At 40.6% G+C, this 15987-nt stretch carries 15 protein-coding genes; 12 read left to right on the forward strand and 3 right to left on the reverse strand.

Translation table 11 applies throughout. The annotated features are described in order from the left end of the window. Positions 1-59: 59 nt before the first annotated feature. Entirely contained in the window at positions 60-2984 is a 2925-nt protein-coding gene (locus BKK54_RS00505; RefSeq protein WP_077540476.1) for a YadA-like family protein, read from the reverse strand. A 359-nt stretch (positions 2985-3343) separates the two neighbouring features. Between BKK54_RS00505 and BKK54_RS00510 the strand changes: the two genes are divergently transcribed. Then, complete coding sequence (locus BKK54_RS00510; RefSeq protein ID WP_077540527.1) at positions 3344-5296, forward strand: recombinase; 1953 nt, start codon at positions 3344-3346, stop codon at positions 5294-5296. Between the two features lie 50 nt (positions 5297-5346). Here BKK54_RS00510 and BKK54_RS00515 read toward each other — a convergent pair whose 3' ends face one another. Beyond that, on the reverse strand, positions 5347-5730 hold the full coding sequence (locus BKK54_RS00515) for a helix-turn-helix domain-containing protein (RefSeq protein ID WP_077540477.1): 384 nt from the start codon (positions 5728-5730) through the stop codon (positions 5347-5349). 142 nt (positions 5731-5872) lie between these two features. Here BKK54_RS00515 and BKK54_RS00520 point away from each other — a divergent pair, with 142 nt between their 5' ends. From BKK54_RS00520 to BKK54_RS00550, 7 genes are all read left to right on the forward strand, one after another. Further along, positions 5873-6247 (forward strand): hypothetical protein, encoded by a 375-nt coding sequence (locus tag BKK54_RS00520; protein WP_077540478.1) that lies wholly within the window; start codon positions 5873-5875, stop codon positions 6245-6247. A 38-nt stretch (positions 6248-6285) separates the two neighbouring features. Continuing rightward, a complete protein-coding gene (locus BKK54_RS00525; protein ID WP_077540479.1) occupies positions 6286-6903 on the forward strand; it encodes a Slam-dependent surface lipoprotein in 618 nt (205 codons plus the stop codon). A gap of 62 nt (positions 6904-6965) precedes the next feature. Continuing rightward, positions 6966-8309 carry a porin family protein gene (locus tag BKK54_RS00530; protein WP_077540480.1) on the forward strand — a complete coding sequence of 448 codons (1344 nt, stop codon included), beginning with the start codon at positions 6966-6968 and terminating at the stop codon, positions 8307-8309. A 103-nt stretch (positions 8310-8412) separates the two neighbouring features. After that, positions 8413-9339 carry a LysR family transcriptional regulator gene (locus tag BKK54_RS00535; RefSeq protein WP_077540481.1) on the forward strand — a complete coding sequence of 309 codons (927 nt, stop codon included), beginning with the start codon at positions 8413-8415 and terminating at the stop codon, positions 9337-9339. Positions 9340-9348: 9 nt separating this feature from the next. Further along, on the forward strand, positions 9349-10071 hold the full coding sequence (gene azlC, locus BKK54_RS00540) for an azaleucine resistance protein AzlC (protein WP_077540482.1): 723 nt from the start codon (positions 9349-9351) through the stop codon (positions 10069-10071). Next, on the forward strand, positions 10068-10397 hold the full coding sequence (locus tag BKK54_RS00545; RefSeq protein WP_077540483.1) for a branched-chain amino acid transporter permease: 330 nt from the start codon (positions 10068-10070) through the stop codon (positions 10395-10397). The genes azlC and BKK54_RS00545 overlap by 4 nt, the downstream gene beginning before the upstream one ends. 124 nt (positions 10398-10521) lie before the next feature. Beyond that, complete coding sequence (locus BKK54_RS00550; protein ID WP_077540484.1) at positions 10522-10743, forward strand: YgjV family protein; 222 nt, start codon at positions 10522-10524, stop codon at positions 10741-10743. 122 nt (positions 10744-10865) lie between these two features. Here the strand turns inward: BKK54_RS00550 and ffh are convergent, their stop codons facing one another. Continuing rightward, positions 10866-12254: a signal recognition particle protein gene (ffh, locus tag BKK54_RS00555; protein ID WP_077540486.1), complete on the reverse strand. Its 1389-nt coding sequence runs from the start codon at positions 12252-12254 to the stop codon at positions 10866-10868. Positions 12255-12391: 137 nt separating this feature from the next. On the opposite strand from ffh, the gene BKK54_RS00560 reads away from it, so the two are divergent. From BKK54_RS00560 to BKK54_RS00575, 4 genes are all read left to right on the forward strand, one after another. Next, entirely contained in the window at positions 12392-13177 is a 786-nt protein-coding gene (locus tag BKK54_RS00560) for a cytochrome C assembly family protein (protein WP_077540488.1), read from the forward strand. 148 nt (positions 13178-13325) lie between these two features. Next, entirely contained in the window at positions 13326-14588 is a 1263-nt protein-coding gene (locus BKK54_RS00565) for an HlyC/CorC family transporter (RefSeq protein ID WP_077540490.1), read from the forward strand. A 116-nt stretch (positions 14589-14704) separates the two neighbouring features. Next, on the forward strand, positions 14705-15475 hold the full coding sequence (locus BKK54_RS00570) for a threonine/serine ThrE exporter family protein (RefSeq protein WP_077540492.1): 771 nt from the start codon (positions 14705-14707) through the stop codon (positions 15473-15475). 5 nt (positions 15476-15480) lie between these two features. Further along, positions 15481-15942, forward strand: a complete 462-nt coding sequence (locus BKK54_RS00575) for a threonine/serine exporter family protein (protein ID WP_135093238.1) — start codon at positions 15481-15483, stop codon at positions 15940-15942. Positions 15943-15987 lie beyond the last annotated feature (45 nt).

Below are 15987 nucleotides of genomic sequence, written 5' to 3' on the forward strand. Positions count from 1 at the left end.
TTTCTTAAGTCCATAAAAAATCACTCAGACAGCAAGTGCCTGAGTGATTTAAGACTAGCTTATTTCCATTGGTAGCCTATGCCGGCACCTACATTAAAGTCGCCTTGTGTTGTCGCAGCACCACTCATTTTAAAGATAACTTTGTTGTTATCACTTAATTTAGAGTAACCGACCGCTACTGCACTTTGACCATTGTAGTTACCCACTCCAATACCCACAACATTTGCACCTGCTTGAGTGACTTGTGGAATATTAGCAATGGCTGTTGCTCCTGCGATACCGCCACGTAATTTTTTATCTGTTTTTCTTAGATCTTTACGAACGGATTCAACATCCCCCTTCACTTGGTTAAGTTGATTCATATTGACCGCATCTGTACCTTTTACACCCGGTGCAACATTCGTGATTCGGCGCTCTTTGCCTTCACTGCCCACCGAAACCGTATTTGGTTCATTTGCTACAGAATCCGCTCCTAGTGCCACAGAATTTTCTGCAGTCGCTTGAGCATTCTGACCAAGTGCGGTTGATTTATTTGCCGTTGCTTTTGAATTTTGACCGGTTGCAGTCGCATTTGATCCTGTTGCTTTCGCTTTATTACCTACTGCTGTCGTATTTTCTGCGGTAGCTTCAGCACCATAACCTAAAGCTGTTGAGTTTTTGCCTGTAGCCTTAGCACTTGCATCATTATCAGAATTATCAGCACCGAAAGAAGTTTTACCATCTGCACTGATCAAACCAGAATCTTCAATTTTCTGCAATGAAGAGCTTGCACTGCTTGCAGCAGCATTTGCTTCAGTAGCAGAGCTACTTGCTGCATTCGCAGAAGATGCTGCATTATTTGCAGAACTATCGGCAGCAGTTGCAGATGAAGCTGCGTTGCTTGCGGAACTATCGGCAGAGGTTGCAGATGAATCTGCGCTGCTTGCAGAACTATCGGCAGCGGTTGCAGATGAAGCCGCGTTACTTGCGGAGCTATCAGCAGCGGTTGCCGATGAAGCAGCATTATTTGCGGAACTATCGGCAGCAGTTGCAGATGATGCTGCGTTACTTGCGGAACTATCAGCAGAGGTTGCAGATGCTGCTGCGTTACTTGCGGAACTATCAGCAGCAGTAGCGGATGAAGCCGCGTTGCTTGCAGAGCTTTCAGCGGCAGACGCTGAGTTTGATGCTACCGTGGCAGAAGAGTCAGCCTTGCTTGCAGAGCTTTCAGCAGCAGACGCCGAGTTTGATGCTGCGGTTGCAGAAGAGTCAGCCTTGCTTGCAGAGCTTTCAGCAGCAGACGCCGAGTTTGATGCTGCGGTTGCAGAAGAGTCTGCTTTGCTTGCAGAGCTTTCAGCCGCAGAAGCAGAATTTGATGCTGCAGTGGCAGAAGAATCCGCTTTGCTTGCGGAGCTTTCAGCTGCAGACGCTGAGTTTGATGCTGCAGTGGCAGAAGAGTCTGCTTTGCTTGCGGAGCTTTCTGCGGCAGACGCTGAATTTGATGCTGCGGTTGCAGAAGAATCTGCTTTGCTTGCCGAGCTTTCAGCAGCAGACGCTGAGTTTGATGCCGCAGTGGCAGAAGAGTCAGCTTTGCTTGCAGAGCTTTCAGCGGCAGAGGCTGAATTTGATGCTGCGGTTGCAGAAGAATCTGCTTTGCTTGCAGAGCTTTCAGCGGCAGACGCTGAGTTTGATGCGGCAGTGGCAGAAGAATCTGCTTTAGTTGCAGAGCTTGCAGCAGCTGAGGCGGCACTGGTCGCTGCTGATGCGGCAGTTTCAATTTTAGCTAGATTATCACTAACAGTTTGAGCCGCTGTACTTGCAGCAGAAACTGCAGCTTTTGCAGTAGAAGACAAGCCATAAATAATTTTTCCGGATCCATCCGTTGTCACGCTAAGATCAGTAGTTGCACCAAAAGTTAAAGAATCATCATTTGATAATGTCCATTGATCCGCATTACCGGAATTATTGCTTAGCTCTGCAGAAGAGTTTTCTACACTAAAAGTAAATGTTCGACCGGAATCTGCCTTGTTATTTACTGCAGTTGAGACCGCACTTACTGTACTCTGAGCCTTATCTGCTGTTGACTGAGCAGCTGTCGCTGCTGTTGAAGCGTTATTAGCGGTTGTTTGTGCTGCCACTGCTGCCGTTGAAGCGGCATTAGCAGTTGTTTGTGCAGCCGATGCAGCCGTTGAAGCGGCATTAGCAGTTGTTTGTGCAGCCGATGCAGCCGTTGAAGCGTTATTAGCGGTTGTTTGTGCAGCCACTGCTGCTGTTGAAGCAGTATTAGCCGTAGATTGGGCTGTACTTACGGCGGTATTGGTAGCATAGAGCTGTTTACCGGTTACTGCATCAGCTGAAGAGGCGTTTAATAATGCATCTCCCACGTTTACAATTTTTCTTTTTAAATCGTTATTACCAACAGATATTTGGTCATTTGCACTTGTTACTGAGTTACGACCTAAGGCAACTGAGCCTTCATGATTAACGGTGGCACTAATACCTATTGCAATACCTGCCTCTTTTCCTTGAAGAACTTTAGCATCTTGACCAATGGCAATACCGTGATTAGTGTTAACCGTTGCACGCTGACCAATGGCCACTGTGCCACCACTTGTTGCAACAGCCTTTGAACCAATCGCTATCACTGTTTCCCCACTGGCATTAGCTTCATTACCAATCGCAATAGAAGCACCTGCTCCAGCTTGACCATCATCCTTTACACCAGCACTAGCGTTACCAATCGCAATATGGTTATTTGGTGAAGTAGGTACTGTTGCTCCGTTAGCGCTCATTGTATCCCCATTAGTTGAACCAATTTGAACCGCAGCCAGTGCATTAGCACTGGCTAACATTAGTACTAATGTCGCTGAAACAGAAATTTTATTCTTGGTTGAGGACTGTTGATTTGTTGATGATTTGGTTTTTCCTGTTGCACGGCTCAACTCGGATACCACGACCCAAGTTTGAGAAACATGATTGAAAATAACCTTAAAAATTTTATTCATAAAACTCTCCTAGTATTTAGAGTGGAAGAATGGGTTTACAAGTAACTTAACATATAAATATAGTATTTATCCCAGTGTAAGTACCTAATACCAAGTTAATGTAAAGTTGGGATCGGATTCTATCTGTTTGGAATTATTTTTACAATGGGAAAAAACGGAGAGAAGATGAGTAAAAATTGCAAGAAAGTGTTTATATACTACCTGCGGATAAAGTTAATAAAAATGAGCAATTTTTTTTGATAAACATGATCTATTTAAATGGTAAATTGACCGCACTTTTCTTCTTTTCCCTTTCTCTGTTCTCTCTGTATAATGGCGCGCTTTTATAAAAAATAGAGGAGGATTCTTTGAAACTAACGATAAAACCGGAAATTCTGCCACAATTTATTCGTCAGAAAGTGGCTGAAAATGATGCTTTTGGCTTGATCGAAGGTTGGTGCCAACTTTTACGGGAAAGCCGAGTATATCAGATTGTCCCTCATATCCGTTTAATCAGACGTATTTTAAAACAAGATAAAGAACTTGCCGGTTTGGTGGCGGCATTATTATGTAATTGGGTATGTAGTTTGCGTTTGTACCCACTTTTTATCAGTAGTGGTATTTTGTCACGTGAAGGATTTGGGCGTGAAATGAAAAGTCGTCTTTATGAACGTTTTAATCCTTCTTTTAAAGATGTAAATGATTTGCGTGATATTTTTTATTTATTATTTAATGATAAAAATGATGTGCATTGGATTGATGCGATTCCATTAAGGGAATGGCGGGCAATTGTTGGGGTGCTAGCACGTCAATTGGCTGAAAAAGATCGTAACCGTTTACAAACTCATTTTCAAAATGAGGGGCTGTTTGCTATAGAAATGCTTTCAATTTGGATTGCGGCTGAAGATATGGAGCCGGAATTAATGCGTATGGAACCCTCATTACTGAATGCAGATTCTCCTTTTGTTGCATTGAATCGTGAAGTGGGAGATTGGCTATTCGCGCGCCGTCAGGGAAATATTTTTGATGATAGCCATTTCCAAGTGATGTTTGAACAATGTAAAGGGTTAATCGAACGACTACAAAAACGTGGTGCACAGGTTGGTTCTTCACTTAATGTGGCTTATTTATTAGAACGGCTTTCTCAGACTCTTGAACGGTTAGAAAAATTGATGGCAATTTTTGCTTCCAATCGTTATTTACCGCGTCGTATTTTATTATTGACAGGTTGTTTTGCTCGAGCGGCAGCGGATCAACACAGTATTTCTCGTTTGTGGAAACAAAGTTCAAAGCTGATTGCACGCAGTATCACGCAAAATTCTAGTGATCATGGCGAGCATTACATCACACGAGATAAAAAAGAGTATGTTTCGATGTTTTATTCTGCCGCCGGTGGAGGCGTACTAATTGCATTAATGGCGCTTTTCAAAATCTATTTGGGAAGTGTGATTGATGATAAAGTCTGGAAGGGGATTGCTGAAGGGCTAAATTATGGTCTGGGTTTTACATTAATTTTTATGTTGCATTTCACCGTTGCAACAAAACAACCTGCAATGACCGCTGCCCGCTTTGCCGAAGCCGTGGAGCGTAACCCACAAGGTAAAGCCTTGAATATGAAGTTGGCTCAACTGCTAGTGGATGTATTCCGCTCGCAAAGTATTGCGGTTGTCGGTAATGTGGTCGTTGCGATGAGTTTGGCGGCATTGATTGCATTTATATATCAGCACCAAACGGGGCAAGTTTTACTGAATCAAGAGCAAATTGATTATCAGCTACATAGCATTGACCCTTTTGCCGGTACGTTGTGGTTTGCGGCTATTGCCGGTGTATGGTTATTTTGCTCAGGAATCATTTCAGGCTATTTTGATAATCGTAGTCATTATTTGAATACACGGATGCGTTTACGTCAGCACCCTAGTTTGAGAAAAGTGCTCCCTTTCAAATATCAAGAAAAATTGGCAGATTATCTGTACGAAAACTATGGCTCTATTATGGGAAACCTTTGTTTTGGTCTATTACTTGGCTTAACGGGGGTTGTGGGCTATTTGAGTGGGTTACCCCTTGATATCCGCCATGTTGCCTTTTCCTCGGCCAATGTCGGTTATATCGCTGTAAGTGGACATTTTGATTTTGTGTTTTTATTACAATGTATTGCCTTTGTTCTATTGGTTGGATTAGTTAATTTGATTGTGAGTTTTTCCTTAACCCTTTGGCTTGCATTGCGTTCACTCAATACTGAAATTGACAGTTGGTGGGCAATTTGGCGAGAAGTTGGGCGTATTGTCAAACAACGCCCATTGAGCCTATTCTTTCCTCTTCAGCTTGAAAAATAAGGAAATTCATAACTTGTCCTATATTTTAAATTTGAAAGCCTTAATGGGAATTAAGGCTTATTATTTATAACCGAATCTAAAAAGTTAATGAGATTGCGTTTCTGAGAATGAGATAGATGTTTCCAATGATAATCTAGTCTGGATTTTAGTGAATCTGTCCGCAGAGGCGTGTAATGTGTTTCATTAGAAAAGGTTAAATTTTCTGCTTTACTATCTGCGAAGAACCAATCAATCGGCGTATTTAAAATAACGGCAATATTTACAAGGTGTGAGACATTAATTTTAGTTGCTCCTCTCTCATAGCGTGAAAATTGCTGCTGCGATACGCCTATTTGTTCCGCCAACACTTCAGCCGTTAAGCCTATTTCTTTACGTCTTTGTTGAATTCGTTTACCAATTGCACTATCTACTTCAGCCGCTATAAATTTTGACATTATTTCACTCCCATACTGTTTTACGCATTGAGTGATATTTTTTGTGATTTATACGCTTGAATTTATATCTTTTAAGTTGTATATTTTTATTTGTACAATTTGAATGATTATTTTGTAAATTAATTTACCTAGGGGAATCAATATGAATGAGAGAGTAAAAGTATTAGGTGTATTTGCAACAGTTATGTTACTAGCAGGTTGTGTTGTTCCACATCAACCGGAGCCACGTTGGTATAAGTTGGGTGTAACAGATGAAGAAGCTCAGAGTAAATATGCTTCTTGCGTGTATAACGTAGGAATGAACAAGGTTGATCCGACAAAAGATCGAACTTTAGTTGAGGCCTGCATGAAAGCAGATGGTTTTCGTTGGGGAATTCCCCCTCATTTACGCCCGAGTGCAAAAATGAATCAGCGGGAAGAAACCTCAATTGAAGACAGAGCTGGTGTAGAAAAGGTTAAGGCCTCTTCTAAAACAGTAGCTAAAACGAAACGAAGTAAAAGTGCGACAAAGTCGTGAGTATTAATATCCTTTCCATAACCTATGAGGAAATCATTATGCTAAAACAAATTAAGTTACTCTCAATTCTTACCTTATCTGCAGTTGCTGTTGCTTGCTCAGGTGGCGGTGGTGGTGCGGGCACTGCCAAAACGCCTGATGGAACAAAGACAGATCTTACAAATAGTCCAAAGGGTTTAGTGGGAGCGGAAACCATGGACGGCAAACTTATTGGTTATAACCAAAACCACTCATTTTATGGTGTTTGGGTGAATGATGGTAAAACCCGTCAAGAAATTCGTTATCAAGGTACACCAACACCTGAAAGCAGATTGCCTAGAGGTTCGGCAACCTACACCGGGCATGCTGTTCGTGCACGTGGAGACCTGATTGCAGATACTGTTGATGGTGTTCAAGCAGATGGTAAAACAACATTGAATGTTAATTTTGATACGAAGAAAGTCTCGGGTCTAATAGAAATGCCATGGGCGCGGGATATTACTTTACATGAAACAGATTTAAAGGGTAGCCAATTTTCTGGTAAAGCAAGTGTGATTCTTAATAGTGGTGGACATTATAAAGGCGGATTATTTGGGCCAAATGCAGAGGAAGCCGCTGGGCTAGTTGAGTTTTCCAATAACCCGGCATTAAACACATCTTTTGGTGGTTATCGCTAATTATTTTTTCTTTATGATTGAATAGGCGGAAATAGTCCGCCTATTTTTATGATGAGTAAATAATGAAGAAATTTTCTTTTGCCTTGCTTTTTTTATTTATTTCTCGTTTTTCAGCAGCACAGTCTTTTTATTTTGAAAAAGGAATGAATTTCAAGCAAGTGGAACAAGTGCTTTCAGAAAATTTATATCAATTAAATGCACAAGATTTAAATATTTTGTTAGAGAATTATAGAAATTTTTCTGAACATAATGCACGTTTGGCTGGAGTTGCGGCCGGACGAGTCGCTTTCTTACAAAAAGATTACTCACAAGCCATTACACTTTATAGAAAAGTATTAGCTGAAAATCCGACTCTCACACCGGTTCGATTGGAATTAGCGATCACGCTTTTTTATCAAAAACAGAATGAGGCTGCGAAAGAACAATTTGAAAAAATAAAATCCGACCCAGAATTGCCGGAGGATAGCAGAAGGTTAGTTGAGCACTATCTTGAAAATCTCGCAAAACAGGCAGGGTGGGAGATTGATTTTTCGATTCACTATGTTAAAGAAAAAAATGTCAATAATGTATCTGATGCTGAAAATATCCGTTTATCCAACCAAGCCACATTAAGTAAATCAGGGGGAATGCTCCCTCAAAAAGCACAAGGTTTTTCTTATTATTTAAATGTGAACAGAGATTTTAATTTAGTCGGATCTCACTATTTTTCTCTGACCAATCTCTTTGTAGGAAAAAGCTATTGGGATAATCACAAATATGATGATATTTTTAACCGCTCTTCTCTCGGGTATGCTTATAAAGTCGCCAATAATACCTTTCGGATTAAACCTTTCTATGAAAAACGCTGGTATGGCAATAAATCCTATCGTTGGAATAATGGGATTTCACTGGAAAATGCTTACTGGTTCAGCCCAAATTGGCGGCTTTCTTTATCATTTGAATTTGCTAAACAGCATTATTTTGATGGGCTGATGTTAAATGGACATAGTCGGCTGTTTTCTTCCACTTTAGCTTGGTTCGTTAATCCAAAACTTCACTTTTATTTTGGGGCGGATGTGGTGTCCGAAAGAACGAAAGTTCGGCAATATAGTTCAGACAGTCACGTATTTCGGGCTGGCTGGGGGCAAGAATGGCAAGGGGGGATTTCTTCACAAATTGGCTTATCCTTTATTAAAAGAGCATATAAAGATACGGCAAAACTGGGAAATTTGGACTTTTTTTCTTTTGGAAAGGTGAGAAAAGACCATATTTATTCTTTGTATATGTTACTTTGGAAGCGGGATTGGCATTTATGGGGTATCACGCCGAAGCTACAATTTATATGGAAAAAGCAAAATAGTAATATCCCCCAAATGTATTCTTACAAGCAAAGTAATATTAACCTTGTTTTTGAGAAACGTTTTTGACGGATAATTTTTGTGAAATATCCATTCATTCTTGCCCTTTAACTTTCCTGTTTTTTCGGTATGATAGTATTTATTCATTTTTAGCATTTTATGAATAGTACTCATGAAGCCAACATTTCTTGAACTCCGACATCTTAAAACGCTGCTTGCTTTGAAAGAAACGGGCAGTGTTTCATCGGCGGCAAAACGGGTTTACCTCACTCAATCTGCACTTTCACATCAAATAAAACTTATCGAAGATCAATTTGGTTTGCCCCTATTTGAACGCAAAAGTCATCCGCTACGTTTTACTGCTGCTGGCGAACGTTTGATTCGCCTTGCCAACGACGTGATGCCTAAGGTGATTGATGCGGAGCGTGATTTAACCCGAGTTAAACATGGTGAGGCTGGGCAATTGCGTATTGCGGTGGAATGTCATACTTGTTTTGATTGGCTTATGCCTGCGATGGATGAATTTCGTCAGAATTGGGGCTTGGTTGAGTTAGATATTGTCTCGGGCTTTCACACCGATCCTGTCGGTTTATTACTTTCTCATCGGGCTGATTGGGCGATTGTGTCTGAGATTGAAGCAAATAATGAGGTGGTTTTTAAACCGCTCTTTTCTTATGAAATGGTCGGCATTTGCTCGAAAGATCACCCCTTGGCTGAGAAAGAAATTTGGCAAGCTGAAGATTTTGCCGATGAAACTTGGGTTACTTATCCTGTGCCGGACGATATGTTGGATCTTTTACGTAAGGTATTGAAACCAAAAGGAATTAATCCCACACGCCGAACCACAGAGCTTACCATCGCGATGATCCAGCTCGTGGCGAGTCGCCGTGGTATTGCGACAGTGCCTTATTGGGCCGCATTGCCATATCTTGAAAAAGGCTATGTAGTTGCTCGAAAAGTGACGCAAGAAGGATTGCATAGCAACCTATATGCGGCCATTCGAAAAGAAGATGAAAGTCTCGCTTATATGGAAGATTTCTATCAAACCGTTAAATCTCAAAGTTTTTCCACTTTACCCGGGTTATCAGTTTTAGAATAAGAATTATCAATGGAATTTTTTCAATCACATCCTATTCGCACAGCTGCGAAAGCTGCACTGCCTTATAGTGCCCCGATGATTGCAGGATTTTTATTTCTTGGCGTGGCATATGGCATTTATATGAAAGCGCTTGGCTTTGGTGTTTGGTATCCCACATTAATGGCATTATTGATTTACGCCGGTTCGGTGGAGTTTATTGCGGCGGCTGCACTAATCGCCCCTTTTTCTCCACTCAGTGTTTTGCTGATTACACTCATGGTGAGTGGACGTCAAATTTTCTATGGCATTTCAATGTTGGAAAAATATGGCGTGCATCTTGGCAAAAAGCGTTGGTATTTAATCAGTAGCTTGGTTGATGAATCTTTCTCTCTGAATTATATGGCAAATATTCCACCGCACTTAGACAAAGGATGGTATATGTTCTTTGTGAGTTTATATCTGCATATTTATTGGGTATTGGGAGCCGCAATAGGTAATTTATTCGGAGAGATTGTCCCTATTGATTTAAAGGGCGTTGAGTTTGCCATGACCGCACTTTTCCTAGTGATTTTTGCGGAAAATTGGATGAAAGAAAAATCCCATGAAAGTTCTTTACTTGGTTTGGGTATTGCCTTGATTTCTCTGCTCATTGTAGGAAAACAGCATTTTTTAATTCCAACCTTAATCGGAATTTGGTCAATTTTGACGCTGCGTCGCCCCAAAATGGAAAGTAAATTGGAGGCGTTAAAATGACATTAACGGAGCAGGTTATTACGATTAGTGTTTGCGTACTTGCCGTGCAATTTACCCGCCTTTTGCCTTTCTGGATTTTTCCGGCAAATCGCCCAATTCCAGAATATATCCGCTATCTTGGAAAGGTACTACCGGCAGCGATGTTTGGCATGTTAGTTGTCTATTGTTATAAAAATATTGATGTGTTAAATGGATACCATGGTATACCTGATTTTCTGGCAGGTGCATTGGTGTTAGGGCTACATTTTTGGAAAAAGAATATGTTTCTATCTATTGCAGTAGGCACGATATTTTATATGTTATTGGTTCAGACTATCTTTATATAATTTTTTGAGGGAATAATAAACATTCCTTGTGGGGCAATCGGTTGCCTTTGTTTCGCCTCTTTTCCCTTTAATCTAAATCTTTTATTATTCCACACATTTATTTTAATGAAAGAGCGGAGCATTAATGGAATTGAACACAATAGAATTGCTGGGCTATATGGCAACGTTTTTTGTGGCAATATCGTTTTTATTTAAATCGATCGTCCATTTGCGTATAGTCAACAGTATTGGTGATGTACTTTTTGTGATTTACGGCATTATTATTGATGCCTATCCTGTGGCGGTATTGAATACTTTCCTTGTTTGCGTAAATCTTTATCAACTTTACCGTTTGAAGAAAGAATAGCCCGTTTAAATGGCTTGAACTAACTAGTTTATGGGATGGCTGAAATAGATAAGCTTGATTAAAAGTGCGGTCGAAAAACGATCCGTTTTTTAACCGCACTTTGTTTTGGGGAGTTTATTTGTCTAACGTCTAAACATTCCCCCTAAACCACCAAGACCGCCCAAGCCTCCGCCCATTAGACCTTGCATTCCCCGCATCATTTTCGACATTCCTCCTTTACGCATTTTTTTCATCATACGTTGCATTTCATCAAATTGTTTGAGTAATTTGTTCACATCTTGCACTTGTGTGCCGGAACCTAATGCTATGCGACGGCGGCGGGAACCCTTGATGATGTCGGGATTGGCACGCTCTTTTAAAGTCATAGAGTTAATGATCGCTTCCATTTTTATGAACATTTTATCGTCCACTTGGTTTTTGATGTGATCAGGTAAATTTTTCGCTCCGGGGAGTTTTTCCAACATGGACATCATTCCACCCATTTTCTTCATTTCGATCAACTGTTCACGGAAATCATCAAGGGTGAAGGTATCACCTTTCTTGAATTTTTGTGCCATTTTTTCCGCTTTTTCACGATCTACCGAGCGTTCAAGATCTTCAATAAGGGAAAGCACATCGCCCATGCCTAAAATACGCGAGGCAACACGATCAGGGTGGAACGGCTCAAGGGCATCGGTTTTCTCCCCAACACCGAGGAATTTAATCGGTTTGCCTGTAATTTGACGGATTGACAATGCTGCCCCGCCACGAGCATCGCCATCCACTTTAGTGAGAATCACCCCTGTGAGTGGTAGTGCTTCGTTAAAAGCTTTGGCGGTGTTTGCAGCATCTTGCCCTGTCATCGCATCAACGGTAAAGAGGGTTTCGATTGGATTTAACGCATTGTGGATTTGTTTGATCTCATCCATCATTTCGCCATCTACATGTAAGCGACCGGCAGTATCTACAATGAGAACATCGTAGAATTTCAGTTTGGCTTCTGCGAGGGCTGCTTTGGCAATTTCTACCGGATTTTGTTTGACATCAGAAGGGAAAAAATCCACCCCCACGGATTGTGCCAAGGTTTCCAATTGTTTGATTGCCGCAGGGCGGTACACATCGGCAGAGACAACCAATACTTTCTTTTTATGGCGTTCACGCAAGAATTTTGCCAATTTTCCCACGCTGGTGGTTTTCCCTGCGCCTTGTAAACCCGCCATTAAAATGGCTGCCGGTGGCTGGGTGGCGAGATTTAAGCTTTCATTCGCTTCACCCATGGCTTTTTCAAGCTCACGTTGTACGATTTTTAAGAATTCTTGCCCCGGAGTTAAACTTTTATTGACTTCTTCGCCTAATGCACTTTCTTTTACTTTGGCGATAAATTCACGCACCACCGGCAATGCGACATCCGCTTCCAATAATGCCATACGCACTTCACGTAGGGTTTCTTTAATATTATCTTCTGTTAAACGGCCTTTACCCGTGATATTACGTAGGGTTTTGGAAAGGCGATCAGATAAATTCTCAAACATATTAATCCTGTTTTTTAGCCAAAATTGCCGTGATTATACCGAAATTTAGGGGATTTTCATCATTTCAAATAAATTTATGGCGAATTGCCGGGGAGATCGTTAAAATGTAAAACATTCTCAATAAACTTGTTCAAATTATGTGGTTTGCCGTATTTTCGATTTTGTTTTATCTGATAACTGTGTTGATGATCGCACCATTACTTACTTCAACTGATAATGTTCAATATCGCCCTAAAAAAACACTGTTGTTTTTGACCGCACTTTTGGCGATTATTTTTCATGTAGCAAGTTTATATCCTTCTTTACAAAATTTAGCGGAAGATCATATTTTCACATTGATGCAAATTGGTTCACTGATGAGTGTGAGCATTGCAGCGCTTGCCACCTTGGCAATATTGCGTGTCAATTCTATTTGGTTTTTATTGCCCATTGTGTTTGCTTTTTCTGTTTTAAACTTGATTTTAGCTACTTTTATGCCAAGCCATATCATTCAGCTATTAAATCAAGATTCAGCGATGTTATTTCACATTGGCTTATCCATTTTCACCTATGCCGTATGTTTTATTGCGACACTTTATGCGATTCAAATTGGATGGATTGATTATCGTTTAAAAGCCAAAAAAATGCTGTTTTCACCGATTATGCCTTCACTCCTCACTGTTGAACGCCATTTCTTCAAATTATTTGCATTAGGGGAAGGTTTTCTCACATTGACGTTAATTTCCGGTGTGTATCATTCGCTCAGTGCGCTGACGACAGAAAACATCCATAAAGCAGGATTTTCATTTTTAGCTTGGCTGATATTTGGTATTGCCTTATTTGGGCATTGGCGATTAGGATGGCGAGGAAAAAGGATGATTATTTACGCCATTTCAGGTATCATTTTTCTCACGATTGCTTATTTTGGCAGTCGGTTAATTTAAAAATAGGGCGAATAGAGATTCGCCTTTATTATTGTGAACCGTAGCTGTGTGAAAATAACGTGTGGCACATAAAATATTTGTAATCCCACAAATTTTGTAAACCCACACAATTTACGGATGATGATTAACAAACAAAAAGGATCAACTCTTGGATAGTATTCCCCTTAGTACTTTATTTATCACTCTCATTATCTGTTTAGTTTTATCGGCGTATTTTTCCGGCTCTGAAACCGGCTTGCTTTCGCTGAACAAATATCGCTTACGTTTTCTTGCCGAACAAAATAATAAAGGGGCGAAAAAAGCGGAGAAATTGCTTGAGAAACCTGACACCTTATTAAGCTTTATTCTTATTTTTAATAATCTTGTCAATATCAGTGCTTCCGCAATTGCGACAATGATCGGTATGCGTTTGTATGGCGATGCTGGTGTGGCGATCGCAACAGGGTTATTAACCTTTGTTATGCTGGTTTTCTCTGAAATTTTCCCGAAAACCGTTGCGGCAATGTACCCTGAGAAAGTCGGGTTATTTTCAAGCCATATTTTATCTTTTCTGCTAAAAGTCTTTTATCCACTCGTTTGGTTAATGAATATTTTTACTAAATCCTTAATGAGATTAATAGGGCTAAAACCGGATATGCAAAAACAGGTGATTAGCCATGAAGAATTAAGAAGTATTGTGACTGAAGCCGGAGAAGCTACGCCTGATGAGCAACATCCTCAAATGTTACTTTCCATTCTTGACATGGGCACTGTCACCGTAGATGACATTATGGTGCCTCGCAATGAAATTGGCGGTATTGATATTGATGATGAATGGAAAGCAATAATGCGTCAGCTGAATCATGCGGCGCATAATCGTGTGGTGCTGTACAAAGGAAGTTTAGACGAGAATGTATTGGGTATTTTACGTGTACGTGAAGCTTTCCGTTTATTACTTGAGAAAAATGAATTTACTAAAGAAACCTTAATTCGAGCTACGGACGAAGTGTATTTTATTCCGGAAGGCACGCCATTGAAAACGCAGTTAATGAACTTCCGTGCAAATAAAGAGCGTATAGGCTTAGTTGTAGATGAATATGGTGATATTAAAGGCTTAGTGACCTTAGAGGATATTCTAGAAGAAATTGTCGGTGATTTTACCACTTCTACTGCGCCGACTATTGACGAGGAAGTGGTACAACAATCAGACGGCTCAATGCTTATTGATGGCTCGGCGAATCTGCGTGATTTGAATAAAATGTTTGGGTGGGAATTAGATACCGAAGATGCCCGCACCTTCAATGGTTTAATTCTTGAACACTTAGAGGAAATTCCTGATGAAGGCACAGTTTGTGAAATCGAAGGTTTGCAAATCACTATTCTTGAAGTGGCAGATAATATGATTAAACAGGCTAAAGTCGTTAAACTCTAAAACTAACAAAAAACTGACCGCACTTTTGATTTGGATCATAAGTGCGGTTTGTTTTTACACCGTTTTTTATCAAGCTGTCTATAATTCATCTAATTAATTCTAGGTATAAGGATGATATGGAACAAGCGTATCAACGGGGCGTGACACGTGCTTGTGTACAAACGGCATTATTGTTGTTACAACATGGGGCGGAAAGCACGGTGGTGGTGCAAATGGCACAACGTTTAGGAATCGCTCTTGGGGTGGAAAGTGTAGAATGTGCCCTTACGGCAAATGCGGTGGTGATTACAACCCTTTCAAACCACCATTGTATTACCACAGTACGAAAAAATACTGATAAAGGCATCAATATGCAAATGGTGACTGAAGTACATCGTATTGTGATTGCGGTAGAGCATAAATTATACAATTTGGATCTGGCACAGAAGAAACTGGATAATTTAAATCCTTTGAAGTATCACCGTGCTTTGGTGGTGCCTATGATTGGTTTATCTTGCGCCTCTTTTGCACATCTGTCAGGAGGCGATTGGTTGATTTGCCTCATTACTTTTTTGGCTTCCTCCGTGGCGATGTTTGTCCGGCAAGAATTATCAAAACATCATTATAATCCGATTATTGTTTTTGCGATTACGGCGTTTGTGGCTTCCCTCATTTCCGGTGTTAGTTTGAAATATCAATGGGGAAATGATCCGCAAATCGCCTTAGCTTCCAGCGTGTTGTTGCTTGTACCGGGATTCCCATTAATTAATTCGTTGGCAGATATTTTAAAAGGCTATGTCAATATGGGGTTAGGGCGTTGGACAGTTGCCACCGTTCTGACCTTTGGGGCTTGCCTTGGTATTGTATTAGCACTGAGTGTGTTACATATCACGACATGGGGGCATTAATGATGATGTTTCTATTGAGTTTGTTTGATGATATGGTTTTTGCCGCCATTCCGGCGGTGGGGTTTGCCCTAGCATTTAATGTGCCGCTTAAGGCGTTAAAATATTGTGCGATTTTAGGGGCATTAGGGCATGTAACACGCACATTACTTTTACACATTAATGTGCCTATTGTTTTTGCAACCTTTTTTGCCACTTGTGTTATCGGCTTTATTGGCGTGCATTTATCACACCGTTATTTGGCACATCCAAAGGCATTTACGGTGGCGGCGATCATTCCCATGATTCCGGGCGTGCATGCTTATAAAGCGATGATTTCGATAGTACAAATTCATCACTATGGTTATTCTCATGAACTTTTGGAGCAAATGATCAGCTCATTTATTAACACCGCCTTTATTTTAGGGGCGTTGGTTTTTGGGCTTGCGTTGCCCGGATTGATTTTTTATCGCCAAAAACCTGTGGTATAAATCCTCACAGATTAAAAAAACACGCATTTTTGCATAGCATCATTG

Origin of the sequence: Rodentibacter genomosp. 1, from assembly GCF_001999285.1 — a bacterium.
Classification (GTDB): Bacteria; Pseudomonadota; Gammaproteobacteria; order Enterobacterales; family Pasteurellaceae; genus Rodentibacter.

Coding starts and splice junctions, on each gene's coding strand:
- BKK54_RS00505 (WP_077540476.1), bottom strand. CDS start 2,984: ATGAATAAAATTTTTAAGGTTATTTTCAATCATGTTTCTCAAACTTGG.
- BKK54_RS00515 (WP_077540477.1), bottom strand. CDS start 5,730: ATGTCAAAATTTATAGCGGCTGAAGTAGATAGTGCAATTGGTAAACGA.
- BKK54_RS00520 (WP_077540478.1), top strand. CDS start 5,873: ATGAATGAGAGAGTAAAAGTATTAGGTGTATTTGCAACAGTTATGTTA.
- BKK54_RS00525 (WP_077540479.1), top strand. CDS start 6,286: ATGCTAAAACAAATTAAGTTACTCTCAATTCTTACCTTATCTGCAGTT.
- BKK54_RS00530 (WP_077540480.1), top strand. CDS start 6,966: ATGAAGAAATTTTCTTTTGCCTTGCTTTTTTTATTTATTTCTCGTTTT.
- BKK54_RS00535 (WP_077540481.1), top strand. CDS start 8,413: ATGAAGCCAACATTTCTTGAACTCCGACATCTTAAAACGCTGCTTGCT.
- azlC (WP_077540482.1), top strand. CDS start 9,349: ATGGAATTTTTTCAATCACATCCTATTCGCACAGCTGCGAAAGCTGCA.
- BKK54_RS00545 (WP_077540483.1), top strand. CDS start 10,068: ATGACATTAACGGAGCAGGTTATTACGATTAGTGTTTGCGTACTTGCC.
- BKK54_RS00550 (WP_077540484.1), top strand. CDS start 10,522: ATGGAATTGAACACAATAGAATTGCTGGGCTATATGGCAACGTTTTTT.
- ffh (WP_077540486.1), bottom strand. CDS start 12,254: ATGTTTGAGAATTTATCTGATCGCCTTTCCAAAACCCTACGTAATATC.
- BKK54_RS00560 (WP_077540488.1), top strand. CDS start 12,392: ATGTGGTTTGCCGTATTTTCGATTTTGTTTTATCTGATAACTGTGTTG.
- BKK54_RS00570 (WP_077540492.1), top strand. CDS start 14,705: ATGGAACAAGCGTATCAACGGGGCGTGACACGTGCTTGTGTACAAACG.
- BKK54_RS00575 (WP_135093238.1), top strand. CDS start 15,481: ATGTTTCTATTGAGTTTGTTTGATGATATGGTTTTTGCCGCCATTCCG.